At 67.3% G+C, this 24,459-nt stretch carries 24 protein-coding genes; 19 read left to right on the plus strand and 5 right to left on the minus strand.

The window, feature by feature from the left end; genetic code table 11:
- The first annotated feature begins 72 nt into the window (after window positions 1–72).
- From DK459_RS07665 to ppa, 12 genes are all read left to right on the plus strand, one after another.
- A complete protein-coding gene (locus DK459_RS07665) occupies window positions 73–4,047 on the plus strand; it encodes a Pls/PosA family non-ribosomal peptide synthetase (RefSeq protein ID WP_110134624.1) in 3,975 nt (1,324 codons plus the stop codon).
- A gap of 142 nt (window positions 4,048–4,189) precedes the next feature.
- Window positions 4,190–4,792 (plus strand): DUF2889 domain-containing protein, encoded by a 603-nt coding sequence (locus DK459_RS07670; protein ID WP_006388408.1) that lies wholly within the window; start codon window positions 4,190–4,192, stop codon window positions 4,790–4,792.
- Window positions 4,793–4,802: 10 nt separating this feature from the next.
- On the plus strand, window positions 4,803–5,963 hold the full coding sequence (gene sucC, locus DK459_RS07675) for an ADP-forming succinate--CoA ligase subunit beta (protein WP_006388409.1): 1,161 nt from the start codon (window positions 4,803–4,805) through the stop codon (window positions 5,961–5,963).
- Window positions 5,964–5,988: 25 nt separating this feature from the next.
- Window positions 5,989–6,870, plus strand: a complete 882-nt coding sequence (gene sucD / locus DK459_RS07680) for a succinate--CoA ligase subunit alpha (RefSeq protein WP_006388410.1) — start codon at window positions 5,989–5,991, stop codon at window positions 6,868–6,870.
- 262 nt (window positions 6,871–7,132) lie between these two features.
- Window positions 7,133–7,831, plus strand: a complete 699-nt coding sequence (locus DK459_RS07685; protein WP_006388411.1) for a TerC family protein — start codon at window positions 7,133–7,135, stop codon at window positions 7,829–7,831.
- Between the two features lie 114 nt (window positions 7,832–7,945).
- Entirely contained in the window at window positions 7,946–8,665 is a 720-nt protein-coding gene (locus DK459_RS07690) for a TerC family protein (protein ID WP_024068232.1), read from the plus strand.
- Entirely contained in the window at window positions 8,652–8,774 is a 123-nt protein-coding gene (locus DK459_RS31115; RefSeq protein WP_020924500.1) for a hypothetical protein, read from the plus strand. The genes DK459_RS07690 and DK459_RS31115 overlap by 14 nt, the downstream gene beginning before the upstream one ends.
- A gap of 9 nt (window positions 8,775–8,783) precedes the next feature.
- Entirely contained in the window at window positions 8,784–9,728 is a 945-nt protein-coding gene (hemC, locus tag DK459_RS07695; protein WP_006388413.1) for a hydroxymethylbilane synthase, read from the plus strand.
- A complete protein-coding gene (locus DK459_RS07700) occupies window positions 9,728–10,540 on the plus strand; it encodes a uroporphyrinogen-III synthase (RefSeq protein WP_054443048.1) in 813 nt (270 codons plus the stop codon). Before hemC ends, DK459_RS07700 begins: the two co-directional genes overlap by 1 nt.
- A gap of 37 nt (window positions 10,541–10,577) precedes the next feature.
- Complete coding sequence (locus DK459_RS07705; protein ID WP_110134625.1) at window positions 10,578–11,771, plus strand: uroporphyrinogen-III C-methyltransferase; 1,194 nt, start codon at window positions 10,578–10,580, stop codon at window positions 11,769–11,771.
- A 4-nt stretch (window positions 11,772–11,775) separates the two neighbouring features.
- On the plus strand, window positions 11,776–13,389 hold the full coding sequence (locus DK459_RS07710) for a heme biosynthesis HemY N-terminal domain-containing protein (protein WP_026383143.1): 1,614 nt from the start codon (window positions 11,776–11,778) through the stop codon (window positions 13,387–13,389).
- A gap of 29 nt (window positions 13,390–13,418) precedes the next feature.
- Complete coding sequence (gene ppa / locus DK459_RS07715; protein ID WP_006388417.1) at window positions 13,419–13,949, plus strand: inorganic diphosphatase; 531 nt, start codon at window positions 13,419–13,421, stop codon at window positions 13,947–13,949.
- Here ppa and DK459_RS07720 read toward each other — a convergent pair whose 3' ends face one another.
- From DK459_RS07720 to DK459_RS07735, 4 genes are all read right to left on the minus strand, one after another.
- On the minus strand, window positions 13,950–14,789 hold the full coding sequence (locus tag DK459_RS07720) for an IclR family transcriptional regulator (protein ID WP_054437289.1): 840 nt from the start codon (window positions 14,787–14,789) through the stop codon (window positions 13,950–13,952). It lies immediately after the preceding gene.
- A 14-nt stretch (window positions 14,790–14,803) separates the two neighbouring features.
- Complete coding sequence (locus tag DK459_RS07725; RefSeq protein ID WP_024068236.1) at window positions 14,804–15,568, minus strand: SDR family NAD(P)-dependent oxidoreductase; 765 nt, start codon at window positions 15,566–15,568, stop codon at window positions 14,804–14,806.
- Window positions 15,565–16,776, minus strand: a complete 1,212-nt coding sequence (locus DK459_RS07730; RefSeq protein ID WP_006388420.1) for an ABC transporter substrate-binding protein — start codon at window positions 16,774–16,776, stop codon at window positions 15,565–15,567. Before DK459_RS07730 ends, DK459_RS07725 begins: the two co-directional genes overlap by 4 nt.
- A 90-nt stretch (window positions 16,777–16,866) precedes the next feature.
- Window positions 16,867–17,265: a cupin domain-containing protein gene (locus DK459_RS07735; RefSeq protein ID WP_006388421.1), complete on the minus strand. Its 399-nt coding sequence runs from the start codon at window positions 17,263–17,265 to the stop codon at window positions 16,867–16,869.
- 217 nt (window positions 17,266–17,482) lie between these two features.
- Here DK459_RS07735 and DK459_RS07740 point away from each other — a divergent pair, with 217 nt between their 5' ends.
- The 7 genes from DK459_RS07740 (at window position 17,483) to DK459_RS07770 (ending at window position 22,869) form a co-directional block, all read left to right on the plus strand.
- The gene (locus DK459_RS07740; protein ID WP_070542959.1) at window positions 17,483–18,262 is read left to right on the plus strand and encodes an SDR family NAD(P)-dependent oxidoreductase; all 780 of its coding nucleotides are present in this window, start codon (window positions 17,483–17,485) and stop codon (window positions 18,260–18,262) included.
- 10 nt (window positions 18,263–18,272) lie between these two features.
- Window positions 18,273–19,034, plus strand: a complete 762-nt coding sequence (locus DK459_RS07745) for an ABC transporter ATP-binding protein (protein ID WP_006388423.1) — start codon at window positions 18,273–18,275, stop codon at window positions 19,032–19,034.
- Window positions 19,034–19,726, plus strand: a complete 693-nt coding sequence (locus DK459_RS07750; RefSeq protein ID WP_006388424.1) for an ABC transporter ATP-binding protein — start codon at window positions 19,034–19,036, stop codon at window positions 19,724–19,726. Before DK459_RS07745 ends, DK459_RS07750 begins: the two co-directional genes overlap by 1 nt.
- A 13-nt stretch (window positions 19,727–19,739) precedes the next feature.
- Complete coding sequence (locus DK459_RS07755) at window positions 19,740–21,617, plus strand: ABC transporter permease (protein ID WP_024068240.1); 1,878 nt, start codon at window positions 19,740–19,742, stop codon at window positions 21,615–21,617.
- A complete protein-coding gene (locus DK459_RS07760) occupies window positions 21,617–21,919 on the plus strand; it encodes a Dabb family protein (protein WP_110134626.1) in 303 nt (100 codons plus the stop codon). The genes DK459_RS07755 and DK459_RS07760 overlap by 1 nt, the downstream gene beginning before the upstream one ends.
- An 81-nt stretch (window positions 21,920–22,000) precedes the next feature.
- On the plus strand, window positions 22,001–22,696 hold the full coding sequence (locus DK459_RS07765) for a fumarylacetoacetate hydrolase family protein (protein ID WP_006388427.1): 696 nt from the start codon (window positions 22,001–22,003) through the stop codon (window positions 22,694–22,696).
- A 41-nt stretch (window positions 22,697–22,737) separates the two neighbouring features.
- On the plus strand, window positions 22,738–22,869 hold the full coding sequence (locus DK459_RS07770; RefSeq protein WP_006388428.1) for an entericidin A/B family lipoprotein: 132 nt from the start codon (window positions 22,738–22,740) through the stop codon (window positions 22,867–22,869).
- A gap of 127 nt (window positions 22,870–22,996) precedes the next feature.
- Here DK459_RS07770 and DK459_RS07775 read toward each other — a convergent pair.
- A partial coding sequence (locus DK459_RS07775) for a PhoH family protein (RefSeq protein ID WP_233256779.1) occupies window positions 22,997–24,459 on the minus strand: 1,463 nt, incomplete at its 5' end.

Raw genomic sequence — 24,459 nt, forward strand, 5'->3', positions numbered from 1 at the left:
CCCTGCTTGAACGAATTCGCACCGTGTGGGTCAATAGGCAAACATCCCATTTGCCGGATTGTCGCCGTACCTATGATTCTCCAAGGCCCCCGTCGGCCGGATCTGCTGCAAGCGGAAACGCTGCCCGATATCCTGGAAGCCACGATCCTGCGGCATCCCGCCGCCATTGCCATCCACTGGCTGGATCAATCCCTCACTTATGACGAACTCGGGCGCCGCGCCGACCTGGCCGCGCACCACCTGATCGAGGCCGGCGTGCGGCCGGGCGACATCGTCGGCCTGTGCCTGCCGCGCGGCGACGAACTGCTCGTCATGCAGGCGGCCATCGCCAAGGCGGGCGCGGCCTGGCTGCCGTTCGAATCCGACACGCCGCCCGAGCGCATGCTGGTTTGCCTGCAGGACGCCGGCGCCCACGGGCTGGTTGCCGGTGGCGAGGTCCGCCTGGACGGCATGGCCACCTGGACGCCTTGGGAATTGGCGGCGGCGGTCGACGCGCCATTGCGGCGCCGGGATGGCCTGCTGCCCGAACATCCCGCCTACGTCATCTACACGTCGGGGTCCACCGGCAAGCCCAAGGGCGTGCCGATCAGCCAGGCCAGCATCTGCCATTTCCTGCGCAGCGAAAACGAGGTGCTCGGCGTGCGCCACGGCGACAAGGTCTACCAGGGCTTCTCGGTTGCCTTCGATATGTCGTTCGAGGAAATCTGGATCAGCTACCTGGTCGGCGCGACGCTGTGGGTGGCGCCCAAGATGCTGACCACCGATCCGGAGGCGCTGCCCGATGCGCTGGCGCGCGAGGGCGTGACCGTGCTGCACGCGGTGCCGACGCTGCTGGCGCTGTTCGCGCGCGACGTGCCGGGCCTGCGCATCGTCAACCTGGGCGGCGAGATGTGCCCGGAGTTCCTGGTGCAGCGCTGGGCCACGCCCGGCCGGCGCCTGTTCAATACCTATGGTCCCACCGAGACCACCGTGTCGGCCAGCCTGGCCGAACTGCTGCCCGGCCAGCCGGTGACCATCGGCACGCCGCTGCCCAACTACGGCATGCTGATCCGCGGCGAGGACGGCGCGGTGCTGCCGCAGGGCCAGACCGGCGAGCTCTGTATCACCGGCCCGGGCGTGGCCGGCGGCTATCTGGGGCGCCCCGAACTGACAGCCGAGAAGTTCCTGGCCAACCCGCGTCCCAGCGGCGAACATGACACCCGCATGTACCGCAGCGGCGACCTGGCGCGCATCGACGAGAACGGCCAGATCCAGTGCCTGGGCCGCAGCGACGACCAGGTCAAGGTGCGCGGCTTTCGCGTCGAACTGGGCGAGATCGAGGCCGCGCTGTACCGCCAGGCTGGCGTTGGCGCCGCCGCCGTGGTGCTGCGCGACCTGGCGGGCATCGACCAGCTGGTGGCGTTCCTGACGCCGGAGGGCGATGTCCGTCTCGACCCGCACGCGCTGCGGGCGGCGCTGGCCGCCGAACTGCCGGCCTATATGATTCCGGCCCGTTTCGAGCTGGTGGCCGAGGTGTCGCGCCTGACCTCGGGCAAGATCGACCGCAAGGCCTTGAAGGCGCGCGAACTGGCCACGGCGTCCGAGCCCAGCGGCGAGGATGACGTGCCGGTCTCGGCGGGCGAGCAGGCCCTGTTCGAGGCGCTGCGGCCACTCTTTCCGGGCCAGCCGCTGCGGCTGGCGAGCGATTTCTTCCGCGACCTGGGCGGCCATTCGCTGCTGGCGGCGCGGCTGGTGTCGTCGTTGCGCACGCATCCGCAGTTCTCGGCCCTGACCATGCACGAGCTCTACCAGCATTCGGTGCTGGGGGCGCTGGCGGCCCGGCTCGATGCGCTGGCGCTCGCTTCGGACGAGGTCCAGGCCCCGGCGGCCGAGGCAGCGGAGGTCGAGCGCGCGCCGCAGTGGCGCCGCTGGGCCTGCGGCCTGGCGCAGCTGGCGGTGCTGCCGCTGTTGATCGGCGTGCGCATGCTGATCTGGTTGACGCCGTTCTTCACTTACCACTACTTCACCGGCGACGAGGGCGATTCGGTATGGCGCGCGGTGGCGCTGTCGATCGCCAGCTACCTGGCCTGCAACCTGCTCAGCTTTGGCGTGGCGGTGGTCTGCAAGTGGGGCATCCTGGGGCGACTCAAGGCCGGCCGCTATCCGCTCTATGGCTGGACCTTCTATCGCTGGTGGCTGGTCGACCGCATCCTCGACATCCCGCCGGCTCACCTGCTGGCGGGCTCGCCGCTGCAGGCCTGGTACCTGCGGGCGCTGGGCGCGCGCATTGGCCGCGACACCGCCATCAGCCGCATTTCGGTGCGCGCCCCGGATCTGCTGACGGTGGCTGACGGCGCCAGCATCGGCGCCGCCGTCAACCTGGAGAACTTTGAAGTGCGCGGCGCGCATTGGGAGGTGGCGCCCATCGCGCTGGGCGCGAATGCCTACGTCGGCTCCTACGCGGTGGTGCAGGGCGACGTCGTGATCGAGGACGACGGCCGGCTCGAGGGCCTGTCTTCGCTGCCCGCCGGCGCCCGTATCCCGGCCGGCCAGATCTGGACCGGCGCGCCGGCGCGGCACGATTCGCAGGCGCGCGCCCCCGAGCTACCCGCGCGGCCGGCGCGCGAAGGACGCTGGGCGCGGCTGGACGTGCTGGCCTATGCGGCCGGCGGCACGCTGATCGCGGCCCTGTTCTTCATGCCCGTGTTCCCGAGTTTCGTGCTGATCGACTGGATCGACGCGCGCTGGCTCGACCTGATGGGCTCGCGCGTGTCCTGGCCCTACGCGTTCCTGGTCTACCTGTTGCTGGCGCTGCCGGCCAGCGCCTTGCTGCTGCTGCTGACCGTGCTGGTGTCCGCGCTGTTGCGCTGGACGCTGCTGCCGCGCCTGGCCAGCGGCCGCTGGCCGGTGTATGGACAGATCTACCTGCGGCGCTGGCTGACCAACCAGATCCAGGAATCCAGCCTGAGCGTGCTGCACGGCTTGTATGCGTCGATCTACGCCGGCACCTGGTACCGGCTGCTGGGCGCCAGGGTCGGGCGCGGCACCGAAATCTCGACCGCGATGGGCATCGTGCCCGACATGTTGACCCTGGGCCGCGACAGCTTCATTGCCGACGGCGTGATGCTGGGCGACGAGGAGATCGACCGGGGCTGGATGACGATGCGGCCCACCGTCATCGGCAATCGCAGTTTCGTGGGCAACGGCGCCTATGTGCCGGATGGCTCGGTGCTGCCCGACGACGTGCTGATCGGCGTGCAGAGCCGGGCGCCGGCCAATGCCCGCATGGCCAGCGGCCAGACCTGGCTCGGCAATCCGCCGTTGGCGCTGCCGGCGCGCGAGCAGGCGGCCGGTTTTCCCGAGCACCTGACCTTCCGCCCCAGCCTGGGCCGCAAGGTCGCGCGCGGCGCGGTCGAGCTGATGCGCATGATCCTGCCGCTGGCGGTGGTGATCGCGGTGGGCTACCTGACGGTCATGAAGGTCATCCCGATCGCCGCGCGCGAGGGATTCCTGGCCGCCTTCGACGAACTGATGCTGGCCGGGGTGCTCTACGGCGTCGGCACCTTCCTGTTCCTGGTGCTGCTCAAGTGGCTGCTGGTCGGCCGCTACCGGCCGCGCGCCGAGCCCATGTGGACGCCGTTCGTGTGGAAGAGCGAGGCCGTCACCAGCCTGTATGAATCGATCGCGGTGCCCAATTTCTTCAATTTCCTGCGCGCCACGCCCTGGCTGCCGCTGGCGCTGCGCTGCATGGGGGCGCGCATCGGCAAGCGCGTGTTCATGGACACCACCGACGTCACCGAGTACGACTGCGTATCAATTGGGGACGATGCCGTCATGCACGCCTGGTCGGGCCCGCAGACCCACCTGTTCGAGGACCGCGTGATGAAAATCGGGCCGGTACGGATCGGCCATGGCGTCAACGTCGGGCCGCGCAGCACCATCCTGTACGACACCCGGGTCGAGGACGGCGCCCGGCTGGGACCGCTGACCCTGGTGCTCAAGGGCGAGAGCATCCCGGCTGGGCAGTCCTGGATGGGCAGCCCGGCCACGCCGTGGACGCGCCAATGAGCCGAGAGGCGCCGGCACGCCCGGCGCCGGGGCGAGCGCGACGCGTATTCTGACGGTCGGGGCAGGGCGGGCTGCGCTATACTTTGAAGGTTTTGTTGCCGCGCACCATGCGCCGGCCGTCTCTGCCCCGCAGGCCCCAAGCATGCCCTTGCCACCGCCGGATTGTCCTCGCCAGCCGCTGCACACGCGTTCCATACGCGTGCAGTCGTATGCGCGCGATGACGGCAACTGGGACCTGGAGGCCGAACTCATCGACGTCAAGGCGTACGATTTCCCCAAGCGCGACGGCGAGATGTTCAAGGCGGGGCAGCCCATCCACCATATGCACCTGCGCATCACCATCGATGGCGATTTCACCATCGTGGCGGCGCAGGCCGTCTATGATGCCGCGCCTTACGGCGAGCATTGCATGGCCATCGAATCCGCCTACGCTGACCTGATCGGCATGAACCTGCTCAAGGGGTTCCGCCGCCAGGTCAAGGAGCGCTTCGGCCATGTCGAGGGCTGTACGCACATGACCGAACTGTCGCAGGTGCTTCCCACCGCGGCGGTGCAGACCATGGCCAACCGCCGGCGGCAGGAAAGCAACCCGAACCGGCGTCCATTCCAGCTGGACGGCTGTCATGCCCTGAGCACCGACGGCCCGGTGGTGGCTGAGCACTATCCCAAGTGGTACACCGGGGGCAGCGCTGAGGCATCGGCCGATTCGACCTCCGATTCACCTTCTCTTTCTCATACGTCCTGACAGGTAACACATGAAAATCCACGAGTATCAAGGCAAGGAACTGCTGAAGCAATTTGGCATCCCGGTGCCGCGCGGGATCCCCGCTCTTTCCGTCGACGAGGCCGTGGCTGCCGCTGAAAAGCTGGGTGGACCGGTCTGGGTCGTCAAGGCACAGATCCACGCGGGCGGCCGCGGCAAGGGCGGCGGCGTGAAGCTGGCGCGCTCGCTGGACGACGTGCGCAAGCTCGCCTCCGAAATCCTGGGCATGCAGCTGGTCACGCACCAGACCGGCCCGGAAGGCCAGAAGGTCCGCCGCCTGTACATCGAAGACGGCGCCGACATCCAGAAGGAATACTACGTGTCGCTGGTCACCGACCGCGCCACCCAGAAGGTCGCCTTCATCGCCTCCAGCGAAGGCGGCATGGACATCGAGGAAGTGGCCCACTCCACCCCCGAGAAGATCGTCACCGAATACATCGACCCGCTGACCGGCCTGTCCGCCGAGCAAGCCACCAAGATCGCCAACGCGATCGGCCTGCCCGCCGACTCGACCGCCCAGGCCGTGGACGTGTTCCAGAAGCTCTACAAGTGCTACATGGACACCGATGCCTCGCTGGTCGAAATCAACCCCCTGAACCGCGACAGCAAGGGCAACATCATCGCCCTGGACGCCAAGTTCAACTTCGACTCCAATGCCCTGTTCCGCCATCCGGAAATCGTCGCCTACCGCGACCTGGACGAAGAAGATCCGGCTGAAATCGAAGCCTCGAAGTTCGACCTGGCCTACATCCAGCTCGACGGCAACATCGGTTGCCTGGTGAACGGCGCCGGCCTGGCCATGGCCACCATGGACACCATCAAGCTGTTCGGCGGCGAGCCGGCCAACTTCCTGGACGTCGGCGGCGGCGCCACGGCCGAGAAGGTCACGGAAGCCTTCAAGATCATGCTCAAGAACAAGAGCGTGAAGGCCATCCTGGTCAACATCTTCGGCGGCATCATGCGCTGCGACGTCATCGCCGAAGGCGTGATCGCCGCTTGCAAGGCCGTCAACCTGAACGTGCCGCTGGTCGTGCGCATGAAGGGCACCAACGAAGAACTCGGCAAGAAGATGCTGGCCGAGTCGGGCCTGCCGATCATCAGCGCCGACACGATGGCCGAAGCCGCCACCCGCGTCGTTGCCGCCGTCAAGTAAAGAGAAAAAATCCAAGGATTCACAAATGTCGATTCTGATCAACAAGGACACCAAGGTCATCACCCAGGGCATCACGGGCAAGACCGGTCAGTTCCACACTCGCATGTGCCGCGAGTACGCCAATGGCAAAGCCGCCTTCGTGGCCGGCGTGAACCCCAAGAAGGCCGGTGAGGACTTCGAAGGCGTGCCGATCTTCGCGTCGGTCAAGGACGCCAAGGCCGATACCGGCGCCACCGTGTCGGTCATCTACGTGCCGCCCGCCGGCGCTGCCGCCGCCATCTGGGAAGCCGTCGAGGCCGAACTGGATCTGGTGATCTGCATCACCGAAGGCATCCCGGTCCGTGACATGCTGGAAGTCAAGAACCGCATGAAGGCCAAGGGCAGCAAGACGCTGCTGCTGGGCCCGAACTGCCCCGGCCTGATCACCCCGGACGAAATCAAGATCGGCATCATGCCCGGTCACATCCACCGCAAGGGCCGCATCGGCATCGTCAGCCGCTCGGGCACCCTGACGTACGAAGCCGTGGCGCAAGTCACCGAGCTGGGCCTGGGTCAATCCAGCGCCGTCGGCATCGGTGGCGACCCCATCAACGGCCTCAAGCACGTCGACGTCCTGAAGATGTTCAATGACGATCCCGACACCGACGCCGTCATCATGATCGGCGAAATCGGCGGCCCGGACGAAGTCAACGCCGCCCAGTGGGCCAAGGACAACATGAAGAAGCCGGTCGTCGGCTTCATCGCCGGTGTCACCGCCCCTCCCGGAAAGCGCATGGGCCACGCCGGCGCGCTGATCTCCGGCGGCGCCGACACGGCCGACGCCAAGCTGGAAGTCATGGAAGCCTGCGGCATCCGCACCACGCGCAACCCCTCCGAAATGGGCAAGCTGCTCAAGTCGGTGCTGTAAGGTTGTCAGCCTGACCCAGAAGGCCCGCTTCGGCGGGCCTTTTTCTTGCCCGCTCACCGCAGGGCCTAGGGGAAATCCCGCGTCCATGATGCGGCCGGGTGAAACATACGGAAAGCTGAACGAAACTATAATGAAAGAAATTCTGCACGTACCCAGCAAGAATGCCGTCGGGCTCGCACCAAGACGGTCAGTACGTCTTTTTGTCTTTTCCACCCATTCATTTGGTTTGTCCTAGGGGGATCACGTCCTAGGAAAGAGAGGTATGGAACTCAGTTCAGCGGCATTCTGGTTAGCGTTGCTCCAGATCATTTGGGTCAACATTCTGCTGTCGGGCGACAACGCCGTGGTAATTGCGCTGGCCGCGCGCTCGCTGCCTCCGGCGCAGCAAAAGAAAGCGATCGTGATCGGCTCTGCCGCCGCGATCATCATGCGTATCGTGCTGACGCTGGTCGCCGCCAAGCTGCTGATGCTGCCGTGGCTCAAGCTCATCGGCGCGTTGCTGCTGGTCTACATCGGCGTGACGCTGCTGTTGCCCGAAGGCGAAGAAGAGGGCGATGGCAAGACCCACGGCAATCTGCTGACCGCAATCCGCACTATCATGATTGCCGACCTCGTGATGAGCCTGGACAACGTGGTGGCCGTGGCCGCTGCGGCCATGGGCGACACGACCCTGCTGGTGCTGGGCCTGGCGATCAGTATTCCGCTGGTCATTTTCGGCAGCACGCTGCTGCTCAAGGTCATCGAGCGCTTCCCCCTCATTGTCTGGGTGGGCGCGGCGCTGCTCGGGTTCATCGCCGGCGAACTGCTGGTGGGCGATCCGGCCCTGCAGGAGCCGGTGGCGCGCATCGACGCGGCCCTGGGCGTGACGCAGCACAGTTTCGCCCTCATGACCGGCGCGATGGGTGCGCTGCTGGTCCTGGCAATTGGCAAAGTTTTGTTGATGCGCCAGAAAGCTGACTGAAAGCTGAACTACAATAATATGTTGTTTTGAATGGGCCCGCCCGCGCCAGGCGCGCGGCGGGCTGGCCGGCACGGGGCCGGCCTTTATTTTGATAAATGCCTTCGGGGGTTCAAATTGCTTGAGTTTTTCCAGACGCTGAGTTGGGCAGCGGTATTCCAGATCATCCTCATCGACATCCTGCTCGGTGGCGACAACGCGGTGGTGATCGCGCTGGCGTGCCGCAACCTGGAGCCCAAGCAACGCATGCAGGGCATCCTGTGGGGCACCGCCGGCGCCATCCTGCTGCGCGTGGTCCTGATCGCCTTCGCGCTGACCCTGCTGTCGATCCCGTTCCTGAAGGTGGTGGGCGGCGCGTTGCTGGTGTGGATCGGCGTCAAGCTGCTGATCCCCGAAGACGACGCCCATGGCAACGTGAAGGGCGGGACGTCCATCATCAGCGCCATCAAGACCATCATCATCGCGGACTTCGTGATGAGCCTGGACAACGTCATCGCCATTGCCGGCGCTGCCCAGAACGCCCACGCCGATCACCAGATCGGCCTGGTGATCTTCGGCCTGATCGTGAGCGTGCCCATCATCATCTGGGGCAGCACGCTGGTCCTGAAGCTGATCGACCGCTACCCGCTGGTGGTGACCTTCGGCGCGGCGTTGCTGGGCTGGATCGCGGGCGGCATGCTGGTTACGGACGTGTTTGTCGAAAGTCAATTCGGCGTCCAGCCCACTGCGGTTAAAATCGGCGTAGAAATCTTCGGCGCCTTGCTCGTTGTTGTCCTTGGACGGTGGCTGGCAAGCCGCAAAACCGCCTCCAAGGAATCCGTACATGAGTCTGCGTAGATCCGCCGATCCCCAGCAATCCGAATCAGGCCTGAGCCTCCTGCAGGGCCTGTTCGTGCTGGCCATCCTCGGGGTCGTGGCGACGGTCATCGTCTCCAACTTCGTTTGATGGCGCGACGTGTCGCTACCGCAACGCTTGGTCATCGCGACCCGCGCCAGCCGGCTTGCCCTGTGGCAAGCCGAGCATGTGCGCGATCGGCTGCGCACGCTGTATCCGGCGTGCGCGGTTGAGCTTCTCACCCTGACGACCCGAGGCGACCAGATCCTCGATCGCACCCTCTCCAAGGTGGGTGGCAAGGGACTCTTCGTCAAGGAACTCGAAACCGCCTTGCTCGACGGCCGCGCCGATCTGGCCGTGCATTGCCTGAAGGACATGCCGGTCGACATGCAGGCCCCGTTCGAGCTGTGCGCGGTGCTCGATCGCGCCGATCCGCGCGACGCCTTCGTCTCCAACCGCTACGCCACGCTGGCCGACCTGCCGGCCGGCGCGGTCGTCGGCACCTCCAGCCTGCGCCGCGAATCGCAGATCCGCGCGCGCTATCCGCAGTTGCTGGTCAAGCCGCTGCGCGGCAACCTCGACACCCGCCTGGGCAAGCTCGATCGCGGTGAATACGACGCCATCGTGCTGGCCGCGGCCGGCCTGAACCGGCTCGGCCTGACCGACCGCATCAGCAGCCTGCTCGATCCCGCCGAAAGCCTGCCGGCGGCCGGGCAGGGCGCGCTGACCATCGAAATCCGTGACGATCGCGACGATATGCGCGCCTGGCTGGCGCCGCTGAACGACGCGGGCGCCACGTCGATTTCGCTGGCCGAGCGCGCCGTGTCGCGCCGGCTGGGCGGTTCCTGTCAGGTGCCGCTGGCGGCCTACGCTGAAATCGCCGATGACACCCTGACGCTGCGCGCATTGGTGGCGTCGCCCGATGGCACGCGCATGCTGCGCGCCCACGGCAGCGGCCCGGTGGCCCAGGCCCAGGCGATCGGCGAGGCGGTCGCCGCCGAGCTGTTCGACGCCGGCGCCCAGGCCATCCTCGACGAACTGCAGCAAGACGCCGCCCCCGAGTGATGGAAAGGGCCGCCGCCCGAGCGTCGCGCGTGGCCGTGCTGACACGGCCCGCGGGCCGCAATGAGGCGCTGGCCGACCGTCTGCGTGCCGCCGGCTGGACGCCTTGCGTCCTGCCGGCGCTTGCCATCCACGCCTTGCCGGTGGCCGCGGACGACCTGCCGCGGCCGGCCGACCATGACATGGTGGTGTTCGTCAGCGGCAATGCCGCCCGGCAGTACCTGGACCAGCTGGCGCGCATCGGAGCCTGCACGGCCTGGCCGCGGCAGGTGGTCGTCGCCACGGTCGGGCCGGCCAGCGCGGCGGGGCTGCGGGAAATGCCCGGTTTTGGCGCGAATACAACAGTTCTGCACCCTGGGGACGAGGCCGCCAGCCATGACTCCGAAGCCCTCTGGGAGGTCCTTCGCGGGCTGCCACGGCTGCCCGCCCGGGTTCTGCTGGTCCGCGGCACGCAGGGGCGTGACTGGCTGGGCGACAAATTGGCGGGGCATGGCGTTGTCGTGACACGTCATGCGGCCTATGCGCGGTCTCCCGCGCAATGGGACGAATCCGAGCTGTCGCGCCTGCGGCGCTGGGCCGCGGAAGGCGTTTTCCCCACCTGGCTCATCACCAGCGGGGAGGGCGCGGACGCGGTGCGCGCGCAACTGCGGGCCGCGGGGCTGGCCGACTGGTGGCAGCGCTGCCGCTTCGTCCTGACCCATCCCTCGCTCGGCGCCCGCGTGCCCGCACCGGCCGGTGGAGCCGGGCAGCAGGCAATGGTAAAAATCTGCATGCCCAACGACGAGTCGATTTTCCAGGCTTTTGTTGCTGCTTGATTCGTTGCTTCGGACTGACACCGAATACAATCGCGTCATGACAGACAAGACTCCCGCTACCGATCCGGCCGTTCACCCGGCCGCCCCGGGCGCCAGCGCGCCCGCATCGGCCCCGGCCGATTCCGTCAAGGCCCGTCCGGCCAAGCGCGGCAGTGGCCCCCTGGTCACCGCCCTCATCATCGTCATCCTGCTGGCCGTCGGCCTGGGCTACGCGCTGTGGCAACAGCGTACCCAGTTCGTCGCCGCCGGCCGCGAGGTCGCCTCGCGGCTCGATACGCTGACCGCCGACGTGGCGCAGGCGCGCAAGGACACGCGCGAAGCGCTGGCGCTGGCGCAAGCCCAGGCCGGTCGCCTGGGCGACCTCGAAGAAAGCGTGCGCGAGACCCAGAGCCAGTACAACGCCCTGCAACAGGCCTGGCAGAACTTCAACGACAGCGCCAGTGACGAACTGCTGGCCAACGACGTCGAGCGCCTGCTGACCATCGGCAGCCAGCAGTTGCGCCTGGCCGGCAACGTCTCCAACGCCATCGTCGCGCTGGAAACTGCGCAGTCGCGGCTGGCCCGCGCCGACCGTCCGCGCTTTTCCAGCCTGCAGCAAGCCATCAATGGCGACCTGGACCGCCTGCGCGCCGTGTCCACCGTGGACATCCCCGCCCAATCGGCGCGGATCGAGCGCCTGACCGCCTTGGTCGGCAAGGCGCCGCTGCTGGTGCCGGACGCTGCCGCGCCCGGTATCGCCGCCGCCGGCGACGCCCGTCCCGCGGCCCCGGCTCCGGCCGTGGCCGACCCACAGGCCGCCTTGCCGGCCGATGCGCCCTGGTGGCAACGCTGGCGCGCCGAAGTGGCGTCCTGGCCTGGCCGTGCCGGTTCGGCGCTGGCGCATGAACTGGGCGGCCTGATCACCATCCAGCGCGTGGACGAACCCGCGGCGCTGCTGTTGTCGCCGGAACAGGCCGACCAGGTGCGCGGCACGCTGCGCCAGCGTCTGCTGACCGTGCAACTGGCCATGTTGATGCGCCAGCCCGCGGTCTGGAAGAGCGAACTCGACAACGTCGGCACCACGCTGGCCAAGTACTTCGACAACCGCTCACCGGACACGGTCGCGGCCCAGAACCTGGCCCGCGAACTGGCGCAGACGGACATCGCCGTGCGCATGCCGGACGTCTCCGACAGCCTGAACGCCGTGGCCGCCCTGCGCGCCGCCGGCTTCAAGACCACCGACCAGGACTAGGCCCATGCGTACCTGGTTCTGGACCCTGCTGCTTGCCGTCATCGCCGTCGCCCTGGCGGTGGTGCTGCGTTCCCATTCCGGCAATGTGCTGCTGCTGGTGTGGCCGTGGCGCATCTCGATGTCGCTGACGCTGGCTGTGTTGCTGATCGTGGCGGCCTTCGTGGTGCTGTACGTGGGCCTGCGCCTGCTGGCCTGGCTGCTGGCGATTCCCGATCGCGTCCGCGCCTGGCGCGGCAAGCGCGCGCAGGCGCGTGATCACGAATTGCTCGAACGCGGCTGGATCGGCCTGCTGGAAGGCCGCTATTCGCATGCCGAGAAAGACCTGACCCGCCTGCTCGACCAGACCAAGGTGCAGACCCGCCGTGTGCTGGCCGCCTTGTCCGCCGCGCGCGCGGCGCATGGCCTGGGTGAATTCGACCGCCGTGACCGCCTGCTGGCCGTGGCCCAGGAACATGCCGGCGCCGAGCCGGGCCTGGTGGAGGCCACCGCCACGGTGTCGGCCGACATGCTGCTCGACCAGGGCCGCGCCGAACGCGCGCTGGCAGTACTGGCGCCGCTGGCCGACGGCGGCGCCCGTCATCTGCACACCATGCGCCTGCTCCTGCGCGCCCACACGGCCCTGCATCATGACGAGCAGGTCTTCACGCTGGCGCGCGGCCTGCTGCGCCGCAATGCGCTGGCGCGCAGCGAAGGCGACCAACTGATCGACGCGGCCGGCGCGGCGCGCCTGCGCGCGGGTGCGGCCAATGACGCCTGGCGCGCCATCTGGAAAGACCTGAAGGCCGAAGAGCGCCTGCTGCCGGAAATCGCGCTGGCCGGCGCCTCCGCCTTCGAGGCGGCGGGCGAGGCCAACGAGGCCGCCAAGGTGCTGGAAGCCGCCATCGCCGTGAAATTCAATCCCGCCCTGGTGGCTGCCTACGCCCGTTGTGATGCCGGGCAGGTCTCGCGTCGCCTGGCCAAGGCCGAGACCTGGCTGCAGCAGCGTCCCACCGATCCCGATCTGCTGACCGCGCTGGGCATGCTGTGCCTGAACGGCCAGCTGTGGGGCCAGGCCGAGCGCTACCTGCTGCGCAGCCTGTCGCGCCGCAGCGACGCGCAGACGCACGCGCTGCTGGGCAGCCTGTACGACCGCCTCGATCGGCCGGCCGACGCGGTGCGCCACTGGCGCCTGGCGACGGCCGCCAGCATGGCGCTGCCGGTGCTGGCCGCGGACGCGGCGCTGCCGGCCGCGGATACCGGATCGGATCCCTACCACGTCGACGCCGAGGGCGGCTACGCGGTGGGGCTGTCGGATGGCGACGCCGAGATCGGCGGCGACTATCCCGCGTTGCCGCCCGCCGTGGCGGCATCGGCGTCCGACTACGTGCTGGATCCGGATGCCCGCGCCAGCAAGGAGCAGCAGGCCCGCGCCCTGGCGCCCGAAGACGCGCCGGTCGTTGGCGGCAGCACCTCCGACATCGACGAGTATTTCGACAGCGCGCCAATTCCCGCGGCGGCTTTCGACAATCCCGTGCCGACCTATACGCCGGCCACGCCGGCCGCCCCCAAGCCGGCCGCGCCGCCCGCCGTGCCGGTGCCGACCACCAAGCCGCCGTTCAAGGACGACGGTTCGCTTTGATCCTCTTTTCAGACTGACAAGGTTCCATCATGAGTTATGACCGCGTGCCCCCCGGCAAGAAGCTGCCGGAAGACTTCAACGTCATCATCGAAATCCCCATGAACGCCGACCCGGTGAAGTACGAGGTCGACAAGGAATCGGGCGCGATCTTCGTCGACCGCTTCATGCTGACGGCCATGCACTACCCGTGCAACTACGGCTACATCCCGCAGACCCTGTCGGAAGATGGCGACCCCGCCGACGTGCTGGTGCTGACCCCGTTCCCGATCCAGATCGGCGCCGTGGTGCGCTGCCGCGCCATCGGCGTGCTGGAAATGGACGATGAGTCCGGCGGCGACGCCAAGCTGCTGGCCGTGCCGATCGAAAAGCTGTACCCCCCGTACCGCAACATCAAGTCCTACGAGGACCTGCCGGCCGAAGACACCGCCCGTATCCAGCATTTCTTCGAGCACTACAAGGACCTGGAAAAGGGCAAGTGGGTCAAGGTCAAGGGCTGGAAGGGCGTCGACGCCGCCCACGAGGAAATCACCAAGAGCGCCGAGCGCTACAACAAGGCCTGATCAGGCCTTGCCACGCCGCGCCGGTGTCGCACCGGCGGGCGTCTTCAGGCGGCGCGGCCGCGACGGCATGATGCCGATCGCCGCCGCGCCGTTGTCTTGCAGGCCCTGCAGATTCTGCGTCACCTGCGCCGCCGCGGCCTGGATGCGTTCCTGCAGCAGCACCAGCCGCTTGGCCGGGGTGCGCGCCTCGGCGGCGATGAACACCAGGCTGCCCACCACCTTCTGGTCCGGCGTGAAGATGGCCGAACCGATCCCCATCAACCCCGGGTCGACCTCGCCGTGCGACACGCACACGCCGGCCGCGCGCAATTGCTTGAGGTTGGCGCGGAACGCATCCCAGTCCTCGCCCAGCCCGGCCTCGCGGATCTCGGCGGCATGCCACAGCATCAGGTTGCGTAGCTGGTAGGGCGGCAGGTTGGCCAGGATAGGCTTGGCGGTGGCGCCGCGGAACATCGGGAAGGGGCGGCCGCGGGCGTAGCTGGATTCGATCGAATGGTCGGTCCAGTAGCGGTCCACGCACATGACCTTGTCGCCGTAATAGCTGCACAGCATCAGGTTGGCGTTGAGTTCGTCGCCCGTGGCGCGCATGACGTCGCGCGCCGCGCGCATCAGCGGATCGTGCCGGCGCAGGTGCCGGTCCAGCTCGATGATGCGCGAGCCGAGCACGTAGGCGCCGCCGGCGGTCGGCGCCAGCAGACCGCTTTCGGTGAGTGACTTGAGATAGCGGTAGGCGGTGGCGCGCGAGCACTCCAGATGCGCCATGACGTCCTCCTGGAAGGCGGCGGTGGTGTCGTCGCGGAAGAGGTCGAGGATGGACAACATGCGATCGGGAGTGCTCATTGCTGCTGACGCGCCTAGTGAATGTGGAAGCCGCCGTTGACGTCGACCACGATGCCGGTTGAGTAGGAGGACAGGTCCGAGGCCAGGAACAGAATGGCCTGCGCCACTTCGGCCGGAGAGCCGAAGCGTTGCAGCGGAATGCCCTGTTTGAGTTCTTGTTCCCAATTTTCGCCGAATTTGCCGAGCGTCATGTCGGTCTCGATGATGCCCGGCGCCACACAGTTGGCGCGCACCCTGCGAGGCCCCAGTTCGCGCGCCAGCGCCTTGGTGAAACTGATCACGCCGCCCTTGGACGCGGCATAGTGCGAACCGCCCAGCAGCCCGCCGCCGCGCAATGCGGCGGTCGAGCCCAGGTTGACGATGGCGGGACCGCGTCCGCTCTCGAACAGATGGGGCAGGGCGGCGCGGGTGACGTTGTAGGTGCCGGTCAGGTTGACGTCGAGCATGCGGCGGAACTCGTCCTCGGGCAGGTCCCAGATGCGGGTCGCGGCGACGATGCCGGCGTTGTTCACCAGCACGTCGATGCCGCCCAGCGCCTGCGCCGCCCGCGCCACGGCCTGCTCGCAGGAGGCGCCGCTCGACACGTCGCAGTGCAGGTTGACGCGGCCGCCGGCCAGCGCGGCGTCGGCGCCGGCCGGGTAGTCGCGGTCCAGCACCGCCACGCTGGCCCCCTGCGCCAGGAACTGCGCGACGATGGCCGCGCCGATGCCACGGGGGTTGGCGCCCCCCGTGACCACGGCGCGCTTGCCGGCCAGCAGTCCGAGTGGGCCGCCGCTCATTGCTTCACCAGCGCGCAGCCGCCCTGGTTCAGCGGACGGAACGCCTGTTCGGCGGGGATCTTGCGCACCAGCTTGTAGTAGTCCCAGTCGCGCTTGGATTCCGACGGCTTCTTCACCTGGAACAGGTACAGGTCGCGCATCACGCGGCCATCCTCGCGAACGCGGCCGTTTTCGGTCATGAAGTCGTTGATGGGCGTTTCATGCATCTTCTTGATCACCGCCTCGGAGCCGTCGGTGCCGGCCGCCTTGATGGCGTTCAGATAGTGCATGGCGGCGCTGTAGTTGCTGGCCTGCACCATCGAGGGCATGCGCCCGGTGCGCTTGAAGTAGCGTTCGGACCATTGCCGCGCCTTGTCGTCCTGGTCCCAGTAGAACGGCTCGACCAGGTTCAGCCCCTGCGCGTATTCCAGCCCGACGCTGCGCACGTCGACGATGCTCATGAAGAGCGCGGCCACGCGCTGCTTGCTGCCCATGATGCCGAACTCGAAGGCCTGCTTGATGCTGTTGATGGTGTCGCCGCTGCCGTTGGCCAGGCCGATCACCTGGGCCTTGGAGGCCTGCGCCTGCAGCAGGAATGACGAGAAATCGGCGCTGGCGATGGGGTGGCGCACGCTGCCCACGACCTGGCCGCCTTTGGCCTTGACCACCGCCATGGCGTCGCGTTCGAGCGAATGGCCGAAGGCATAGTCGGAGGTGATGAAGTACCAGCTCTTGCCGCCGTCCTCCATGACGCCGCTGGCCACGCCGGTGGCGTAGGCGTAGGTGTCGTAGGTCCAGTGCATGCCGTTGGGCGAGCACGCCTTGCCGGTCAGGTCGGCCGAGCCGGCGCTGGTGAAGATCACCACGCGCTTCATCTGGCGGGTCAGGTCCTGCACCGCCAGGGCGATGGCGGAGTTGGGCACGTCCAGGATCAGGTCGACCTTTTCGTTCTCGTACCAGCGGCGCGCGGTGGCTACGCCGATGTCCACCTTGTTCTGGTGGTCGGCGGACACCACCTCGATCGGCTTGCCCAGCACCGTGCCGCCGAAATCCTCCACGGCCATCTTCACGGCCTCGACGCCGAACTTGCCGGACAGGTCGGCCATCATGCCGGACTGGTCGCCCAGCACGCCGATCTTGACGACATCGTCGGACACCTGGGCCTGGGCCGACAGCGATACCGCGCCCAGCGCGCAGGCGGCCAGGCAATGCTTGAAACGGGTCTTCATGGGTTTGTCTCCTCGGGGGCTTGTATCTTGGCGCGCCATCCTGTGCCGGGCGGTCGCGCGGGTCTTGCCGGGGTGCGCCTGTTCCGGCGTCTATTCCAGCGTCTGGCCGGCGTAGGCGTCGATGAACAGATTGGGTTTCAGGAAGAAGCTCAGCACCAGCGCGCCGTGCGGCGCCCGCGCCACGTGGCGGTTGCCGCGCGGACGCCAGACGTAGTCGCCGGCGCGCACTTCGCCTTCGGCATCGACGATCGAGCCTTCCAGCACGTAGGTCTGCTCGACCTCGACGTGCTCGTGCAGCGGCAGCTCGGTGCCCGGCTGCCAGCGGAACAGGGCGGTCAGCAGGCCGGACTCCTTGTCCTGCATCAGTACCTTCATGTCGATGCCTGCCACTTGCGTGGGTTTCCAGGGCAATTCATCCACTTTCAAAAAGCGCGATGCCAGCGGCGGCAGCGCGTTGGCCGCAGGGCAGCCAGGGGTTTCGAGGGCCATGATGTCTCCTAGCCAAAACTCGTTATGGAAGAAAAACTAAAAATCTTGTTATTGAGTGTTTAAAAATAGTCGCGTATATTGAGATTTATGTCAATCACGTTTTCCAGCAAGGAAAGCGGAGCGACACGGGCCGGGCCAGGGCGCGGCGACCTTCAGGAGCCAGTCCCGAAGGTCGCCGCGGCGAGAGATCCGGCGCCTATAAAACAAGGAGACAAGCTTGAATCAGGACTATCTGGGCCAGGCCTTCGGGCTGGCCGGGCGCACCGCGCTGGTGACGGGGGCCGCGCGCGGGCTGGGCTATGCGATTGCCGCCGGCCTGGGCCGGGCGGGGGCGCGCGTGATCATCAACGATCTGTCGCAGGCCGCCTGCAACGGCGCCTGCGAACAATTGGCCGCGGCCGGCGTCACGGCGCGTAGCGCGGTGTTCGACGTGGCCGACGGCGCCGCCGTGGCGGCGGCCATCGCCCAGCTGGAAGCCGATGGCGTGGCCATCGACGTGCTGGTCAGCAATGCCGGCAACCAGAACCGCAAGCCGGTGGTCGAGATGACTCCGGCCGAGTGGCAGGCGCTGCAGAACGTCCACGTCAACGGCGCCTTCCATTGCGCCCGCGCGGTGCTGCCCGCCATGACGGCGCGCGGCTTCGGCCGCATCGTGCTGATGTCGTCGGTCGCGGGCCAGGCCACCATGCCCAACATCGCGGCCTATGCCACCGCCAAGGGCGCGATCGCGGCGTTCACCCGCGCGCTGGCGGTCGAGTATGGCGGCCGGGGCGTCACCTGCAATGCGCTGGCGCCGGGTTTCGTGCGCACCGACTTCACCCAGGGGCTGCAAGACAATCCGCAGTTCCAGTCGTTCCTGTCGACCGCGGTGCCGGCGGGACGCTGGGCCACGCCCGAGGACATCGCGCCGGCGGTGGTCTACCTGGCCTCGCCGGGCGCCGCGTTCGTCAACGGCCACGTGCTGGCCATCGATGGCGGCCTGCTGGCCCGCATGTAGGAGGACGGCCATGAGCACCCAAGCGGTTCTGTCCGCCCAGGGGCTGGTCAAGCGGTTCGGCGGCTTCAATGCCGTCGACGGCGTGTCCCTGGCCCTGCGGGAAGGTTCCATCCATGCCTTGATCGGCCCCAATGGCGCCGGCAAGACCACCTGCTTCAATCTGCTGACCAAGTTCCTGACGCCCGACCAGGGCACGATCCACTACCGCGGCCGCGACATCACCGCGCTGGCGCCGGAGCAGATCGCGCGGCTGGGCATCGTGCGCTCGTTCCAGATCTCGGCGGTGTTCCTGGGGTTGACCGTGCTGCAGAACATGCGCGTGGCGCTGATGCGCCAGCATGGCGACGGCATGCGGTTCTGGCGCAGCCGCCGCAGCGTCGATCGGCTCAACGACCAGGGCCTGGCCCTGCTGGAGGCCGTCGGCCTGGCGGGCCTGGCCGACACCACGGCGGCGCTGCTGCCCTACGGTCGCAAGCGCGCGCTGGAAATCGCCATGACGCTGGCCCTGGAACCCGAAGTGATGCTGCTGGACGAGCCGATGGCCGGCCTGGGCCAGGAAGACGTGGCCCGTATCGCGGCGCTGATCCGCCGGGTCTCGGCCAATCGCAGCATCCTGATGGTGGAGCACAACCTGTCGGTGGTGGCGGACCTGTCCGATTCCATCACGGTGCTGGCGCGCGGCGCGGTGCTGGCGCAGGGCGACTACGCCACGGTGTCGCGCGACGAGCGCGTCATTACCGCCTACATGGGCGCCGACGAGGGAGACGACTGATGCTGTCGATCAAGGACCTCAACGCCTGGTATGGCGAATCGCATGTGCTGCACGGCGTCGACATCGAGGTGCGGCGCGGCGAGCTGGTCACGATCCTGGGCCGCAATGGCGCCGGCAAGACCACCACGCTGCGCGCCGTCATGGGCATCCTGGAAAAGCGCCGCGGCTCGATCCGGCTCAATGGCCAGGAAACCGTGGGCATGGCGCCACACCGCATCCCGCGCCTGGGCGTGGTGTATTGCCCGGAGGAACGCGCGGTGTTCCGCAGCCTGGACGTGACCGAGAACCTGATGCTGCCGCCGCGCCTGGCCGACGGCGGCATGTCGCTGGACGAGATCTACGCCCTGTTTCCCAACCTGCGCGAACGCAGCGGCAGCTCCGGCGGCAACCTGTCCGGCGGCGAGCAGCAGATGCTGGCCATCGCCCGAATCCTGCGCACCGGCGCCCAGCTGATCCTGCTGGACGAGCCCACCGAAGGATTGGCGCCGGTGATCGTGCAGCAGATCGGGCAGGCCATCCGCACGCTCAAGGAGCGCGGCTTCACCATCGTGCTGGTCGAGCAGAATTTCCGCTTCGCCACCAAGGTGGCCGACCGCCACTACGTGATGGAGCATGGCCGCGTGGTCGACCAGTTGTCGGCGCAAGAGGCGCGCAACGATCCCGGGCGGATCGCGCGCCGCCTGGGTGTCTGAGGGGGAGAATCCTGTGTTCGAAATTTTCGGCGTGCCGTCCACGGCACTGTTCGGCCAGCTCCTGCTCGGCCTGATCAACGGTTCGTTCTACGCCTTGCTCTCGATCGGGCTGGCGGTGATCTTCGGTCTGTTGAACATCATCAACTTCGCCCATGGCGCGCAGTACACGGCGGGCGCGTTCCTGGCCTGGATGCTGCTGAACTACCTGGGGGTGAACTACTGGGCCGCGCTGGTGCTGGTGCCGCTCATCATGGCGGCGTTCGCCATCGTGGTCGAGCGCGTGCTGATCTCGCGCACCTACCGCATGGACCATCTGTACGGGCTGCTGCTGACCTTCGGTTTGGCCTTGCTGATCGAGGGCGGGCTGCGCCAGGCCTATGGGGTGTCGGGGCTGCCCTACACCATCCCCAAGGCGCTGACCGGCGGGGTCAACCTGGGTTTCATGTTCCTGCCCTGGTATCGCGGCTGGGCGGTGGTGGTGTCGCTGGTGCTGTGCCTGGCGGTATGGGTGCTGATCGAGAAGACCCGGGTCGGCGCCATGCTGCGCGCGGCCACCGAGAACCCGACCGTCGTGCGCTCGTTCGGCATCAACGTGCCGCTGCTGATCACGCTGACCTACGCGCTGGGCGTGGCGCTGGCCTCGGTGGCGGGCGTGATCGCCGCGCCCATCTACCAGGTCAGCCCGATGATGGGCTCGAACCTGGTGGTGGTGGTGTTCGCAGTGGTCGTGATCGGCGGCATGGGCTCCATCATGGGCGCCATCGTCAGCGGCTTCGGGCTGGGCATCATCGAGGGGCTGACCAAGGTGTTCTACCCGGAGGCCGCCAACCTGGCGATCTTCATCATCATGGTGCTGGTGCTGCTGTGCAAGCCGGCCGGCCTGTTCGGCAAGCCGTTGCAGGTGCAGAACGTGCTGGCGGCCGAAGCCACGCGCGAGCCGGTGCAGCTGGGCCGCCGCGCCATGCGCTGGTGCATGGCAGGCCTGGCCGTGGTGGCGCTGGCCGCGCCCTGGTTCGTCTATCCCACCTTCCTGATGAAGGTGCTGTGCTTCGCGCTGTTCGCCGCCGCCTTCAACCTGCTGGTGGGCTATGTCGGCCTGCTGTCGTTCGGCCATGCGGCCTTCTTTGGCGCGGCGGCCTACGCCACCGGCATCGTCATGAAGCTGCTGAGCGCGACGCCGGAACTGGGCCTGCTGGCCGGCGTGCTGACCGGCGGCCTGCTGGGGCTGGTGTTCGGCGCCATTGCGATCCGGCGCCAGGGCATCTACTTCGCCATGATCACGCTGGCGTTGTCGCAACTGGTGTACTTCATCGCGGTGCAGGCGGGCTTCACCGGCGGCGAGGACGGCCTGCAGAGCGTGCCGCGCGGCAAGCTGTTCGGCCTGTTCGACCTGGACAGCGTGATGCCGATGTACTACTTCACGCTGGCGGTGTTCGCGCTGGGCTACGCCTTCGTGCTGCGGGTGTTGAACTCGCCGTTCGGCGAGGTGATCCGTTCCGTGCGCGACAACGAGCAGCGTGCCCGCTCGCTGGGCTATTCGACTTCGCGCTACAAGCTGCTGGCCTTCACGCTGTCGGCCGCGGTCGCGGGGCTGGCCGGCGGGCTCAAGGTGCTGGTGTTCGGCGTGGCTTCGCTGACCGACGTGCATTGGCACGCCAACGGCGAAGTGGTGCTGATGGCGCTGCTGGGAGGCATCGGCACGGTGTTCGGGCCGCTTGCCGGCGCCTTCACCTTCGTCTCGCTGCAGAATTACCTGGCGCCGCTGGGTTCCTGGGTCTTAATCGTGCAAGGCGCCATTTTCATCCTCTGCGTCCTGCTGTTCCGCGACGGCATCATGGGACTGGTGTCCCGGGCCTGGCTGGCCGTCGCCCGTTCGAAAAAGGAGTCCTGATGTTCCTGCATGTCGTGATGCTGCAATTGTCCGGCGCCGCCGATGCGCGCTTCCATGACCGGGTGCAGGGGTACTGCGACCGCATCCTGGCCGAATGCGACGGGGTGGCCGGCTACGCCTTCCGGCCCAATCTGGCCAGCCGCGCGGACGGCCTGACCCACGCCGTGGTGGCGGCTTTCACCGATGCCTCCGCCCACGACCGCTACCAGGTGTCGCCCACCCACCAGGAAATGAAGGCCTACATGGCGGATTTCATCGAACGCCTGGTGGTGTTCGACGGGGAAATCCCTACAATTTCCTGAATATTCGCGTTCCCGGAAAGGGATACACTCGCGGATGATTTTTGCCATCGGACCGTCCCACCCGTCATAGGTTGATAGATCATGGACTACGTATTGCCTCCCCAGCCGCTGACCGCGGTTCCCGTTGCCGGCAGCGCCGCGCTGTTTCCGGTGCGCCGCGTCTACTGCGTCGGCCGCAACTACGCCGAGCACGCCAAGGAAATGGGTTTCACCGGCCGTGAAGATCCGTTCTTCTTCTGCAAGCCCGCCGACGCGGTGCTGAGCGTGGCCGACGGCGAGACGGGCAAGATGCCGTACCCGCCCAAGACCTCCAACCTGCACTACGAAATGGAGCTGGTGGTGGTGCTGGGCAAGGGCGGCCGCGACATCCCCGTTGAAGAAGCCAACGACTGCGTCTGGGGCTATGCCCTCGGCCTGGACATGACGCGCCGCGACCTGCAGGGCGAGATGAAGAAGCAGGGCCGTCCCTGGGAAGTGGGCAAGGCCTTCGACCTGTCGGCGCCGCTGGGCCCGATCCATCCGCGCAGCGTGGTCGGCACGCTCGACAAGGGCGCCATCTGGCTCGACGTGAACGGCCAGCGCAAGCAGGCCAGCGATATCTCCCAGATGATCTGGAATGTGCCGGAAAGCATCGCCTACCTGTCGGGCCTGTTCGAGCTGCAACCGGGCGACATCATCTTCACGGGCACGCCGGAAGGCGTGGGCGCCGTGGTGCAGGGCGATGTCATCACCGGCGGCGTGGAAGGCCTGGGCGAACTCCGCGTCCAGATCGTTTAAAGTACGCCCCGGAACCGTTTCTTCACTTCAGGAGCGCCAGCATGCGCAGCAAGATCGTGCTGACCGCCTTCGTCGTGTTCGGCTTCGTACTCGCCGGTTGCAATACCGTGGCGGGCATGGGCAAGGACATGTCGCGGGCCGGCAACGCCATCACCAACGCCGCCGACAAGTAATCGTCCGACCCCGGTGATAAAAAAGCCCCTTGATCGCTCAAGGGGCTTTTTCTTTGGAGACGCCATCCCGGGGAGGCGGCGCCCGTCCACGGCAGTGGGCGCGGCGCGGAGACTCACCCGCGAGGGTTCACAACACGTCCCCGGCATAGTCCGCCAGGCGCGAGCGTTCGCCGCGCTGCAAGGTCACGTGGCCCGAGTGCGGCCAGCCCTTGAAGCGGTCGACCACGAACGTCAGGCCCGAGCTGCCTTCGGTCAGGTAGGGGGTGTCGATCTGGGCGATGTTGCCCAGGCAGATCACCTTGGTGCCGGGGCCGGCGCGGGTCACCAGCGTCTTCATCTGCTTGGGCGTCAGGTTCTGGGCCTCGTCGATGATCAGGTACTTGTTCAGGAAGGTGCGCCCGCGCATGAAGTTCAGCGACTTGACCTTGATGCGCGAACGGATCAGGTCCATGGTGGCGGCGCGCCCCCAGTCGCCATTGCCTTCGCCTTCGCCCATGTTCAGCACGTCGAGGTTGTCTTCCAGCGCTCCCATCCAGGGCAGCATCTTTTCTTCCTCGGTGCCGGGCAGGAAGCCGATGTCTTCGCCGACGGGCACCGTGACGCGGGTCATGATGATCTCGGTGTAGCGCTTGGTTTCCAGCACCTGCGTGATGCCGGCCGCCAGCGCCAGCAGCGTCTTGCCCGTGCCCGCCTGGCCCAGCAGCGACACGAAGTCGCATTCCGGGTTCATCAGCAGGTTCATGGCGAAGTTCTGCTCGCGGTTGCGCGCGGTGATGCCCCAGACGTTGTTCTTGCCGTGGGTGTAGTCACGCAGCGTCGCCAGCACCGCCATCTTGCCGCTGACCTCGCGCACCTGGGCATACAGGGGCATCTGGCCTTCGAAGTAGACGAACTGGTTGACCACGAACTGCGAACACAAGGGGCCGTGGATGCGGTAGAAGGTGGTGCCGCCCTGTTGCCAGGACTCGACGTCCTTGCCGTGCTTGTTCCAGAAGTCCTCGGGCAGCTGCATCACGCCCGAGTACATCAGGTCCGAGTCTTCCAGGACGTGGTCGTTGAAGTAGTCTTCCGCGGCCATGCCCAGCGCGCGCGCCTTCAGGCGCATGTTGATGTCCTTGGACACCAGCACGACTTCGCGCTGCGGGTATTTTTCCTGCAAGGCCCGCACCACGCCCAGGATCTGGTTGTCGGCCTTGCCCATGGGCAGGTCCGACGGCAGGGTGCTGTGGATGGCGGTGGTCTGGAACATCAGGCGCCCGGTGGCGTCCTTGTTGCCCAGCTTGGCCAGCTCCAGGCCGTCTTCGAGTTGGGTCGCGTCCTGCACCAGCGCGTCGAGCGAGCGGCTGACCTGGCGGGCATTGCGCGCCACTTCCGACATGCCCTTTTTCTGGTGGTCCAGCTCTTCGAGCGTCATCATCGGCAGGAAGATGTCGTGCTCTTCGAAGCGGAACAGCGAGCTGGGGTCGTGCAGCAGCACGTTGGTGTCCAGCACGAACAGCTTGCGCGGGGCGTTCTGGGCACGCGCCTTGGCGCGCTTGGCCGGGGCCGGCGCGGGTTTGGCCTGGCGGGCCTGGGGGCGCGGCGCCGGCC

The organism is Achromobacter sp. RW408 (assembly GCF_003184165.1).
Lineage (GTDB): Bacteria > Pseudomonadota > Gammaproteobacteria > Burkholderiales > Burkholderiaceae_B > Achromobacter > Achromobacter xylosoxidans.

Coding starts and splice junctions, on each gene's coding strand:
- DK459_RS07770 (WP_006388428.1), top strand. CDS start 22,738: ATGCGCAGCAAGATCGTGCTGACCGCCTTCGTCGTGTTCGGCTTCGTA.
- DK459_RS07730 (WP_006388420.1), bottom strand. CDS start 16,776: ATGAAGACCCGTTTCAAGCATTGCCTGGCCGCCTGCGCGCTGGGCGCG.
- ppa (WP_006388417.1), top strand. CDS start 13,419: ATGAGTTATGACCGCGTGCCCCCCGGCAAGAAGCTGCCGGAAGACTTC.
- DK459_RS07735 (WP_006388421.1), bottom strand. CDS start 17,265: ATGGCCCTCGAAACCCCTGGCTGCCCTGCGGCCAACGCGCTGCCGCCG.
- sucD (WP_006388410.1), top strand. CDS start 5,989: ATGTCGATTCTGATCAACAAGGACACCAAGGTCATCACCCAGGGCATC.
- DK459_RS07750 (WP_006388424.1), top strand. CDS start 19,034: ATGCTGTCGATCAAGGACCTCAACGCCTGGTATGGCGAATCGCATGTG.
- DK459_RS07665 (WP_110134624.1), top strand. CDS start 73: ATGATTCTCCAAGGCCCCCGTCGGCCGGATCTGCTGCAAGCGGAAACG.
- DK459_RS07760 (WP_110134626.1), top strand. CDS start 21,617: ATGTTCCTGCATGTCGTGATGCTGCAATTGTCCGGCGCCGCCGATGCG.
- sucC (WP_006388409.1), top strand. CDS start 4,803: ATGAAAATCCACGAGTATCAAGGCAAGGAACTGCTGAAGCAATTTGGC.
- DK459_RS07765 (WP_006388427.1), top strand. CDS start 22,001: ATGGACTACGTATTGCCTCCCCAGCCGCTGACCGCGGTTCCCGTTGCC.
- DK459_RS07720 (WP_054437289.1), bottom strand. CDS start 14,789: ATGAGCACTCCCGATCGCATGTTGTCCATCCTCGACCTCTTCCGCGAC.
- DK459_RS07745 (WP_006388423.1), top strand. CDS start 18,273: ATGAGCACCCAAGCGGTTCTGTCCGCCCAGGGGCTGGTCAAGCGGTTC.
- DK459_RS07710 (WP_026383143.1), top strand. CDS start 11,776: ATGCGTACCTGGTTCTGGACCCTGCTGCTTGCCGTCATCGCCGTCGCC.
- DK459_RS07725 (WP_024068236.1), bottom strand. CDS start 15,568: ATGAGCGGCGGCCCACTCGGACTGCTGGCCGGCAAGCGCGCCGTGGTC.
- DK459_RS07705 (WP_110134625.1), top strand. CDS start 10,578: ATGACAGACAAGACTCCCGCTACCGATCCGGCCGTTCACCCGGCCGCC.
- DK459_RS07700 (WP_054443048.1), top strand. CDS start 9,728: ATGGAAAGGGCCGCCGCCCGAGCGTCGCGCGTGGCCGTGCTGACACGG.
- DK459_RS07670 (WP_006388408.1), top strand. CDS start 4,190: ATGCCCTTGCCACCGCCGGATTGTCCTCGCCAGCCGCTGCACACGCGT.
- DK459_RS31115 (WP_020924500.1), top strand. CDS start 8,652: ATGAGTCTGCGTAGATCCGCCGATCCCCAGCAATCCGAATCAGGCCTG.
- DK459_RS07685 (WP_006388411.1), top strand. CDS start 7,133: ATGGAACTCAGTTCAGCGGCATTCTGGTTAGCGTTGCTCCAGATCATT.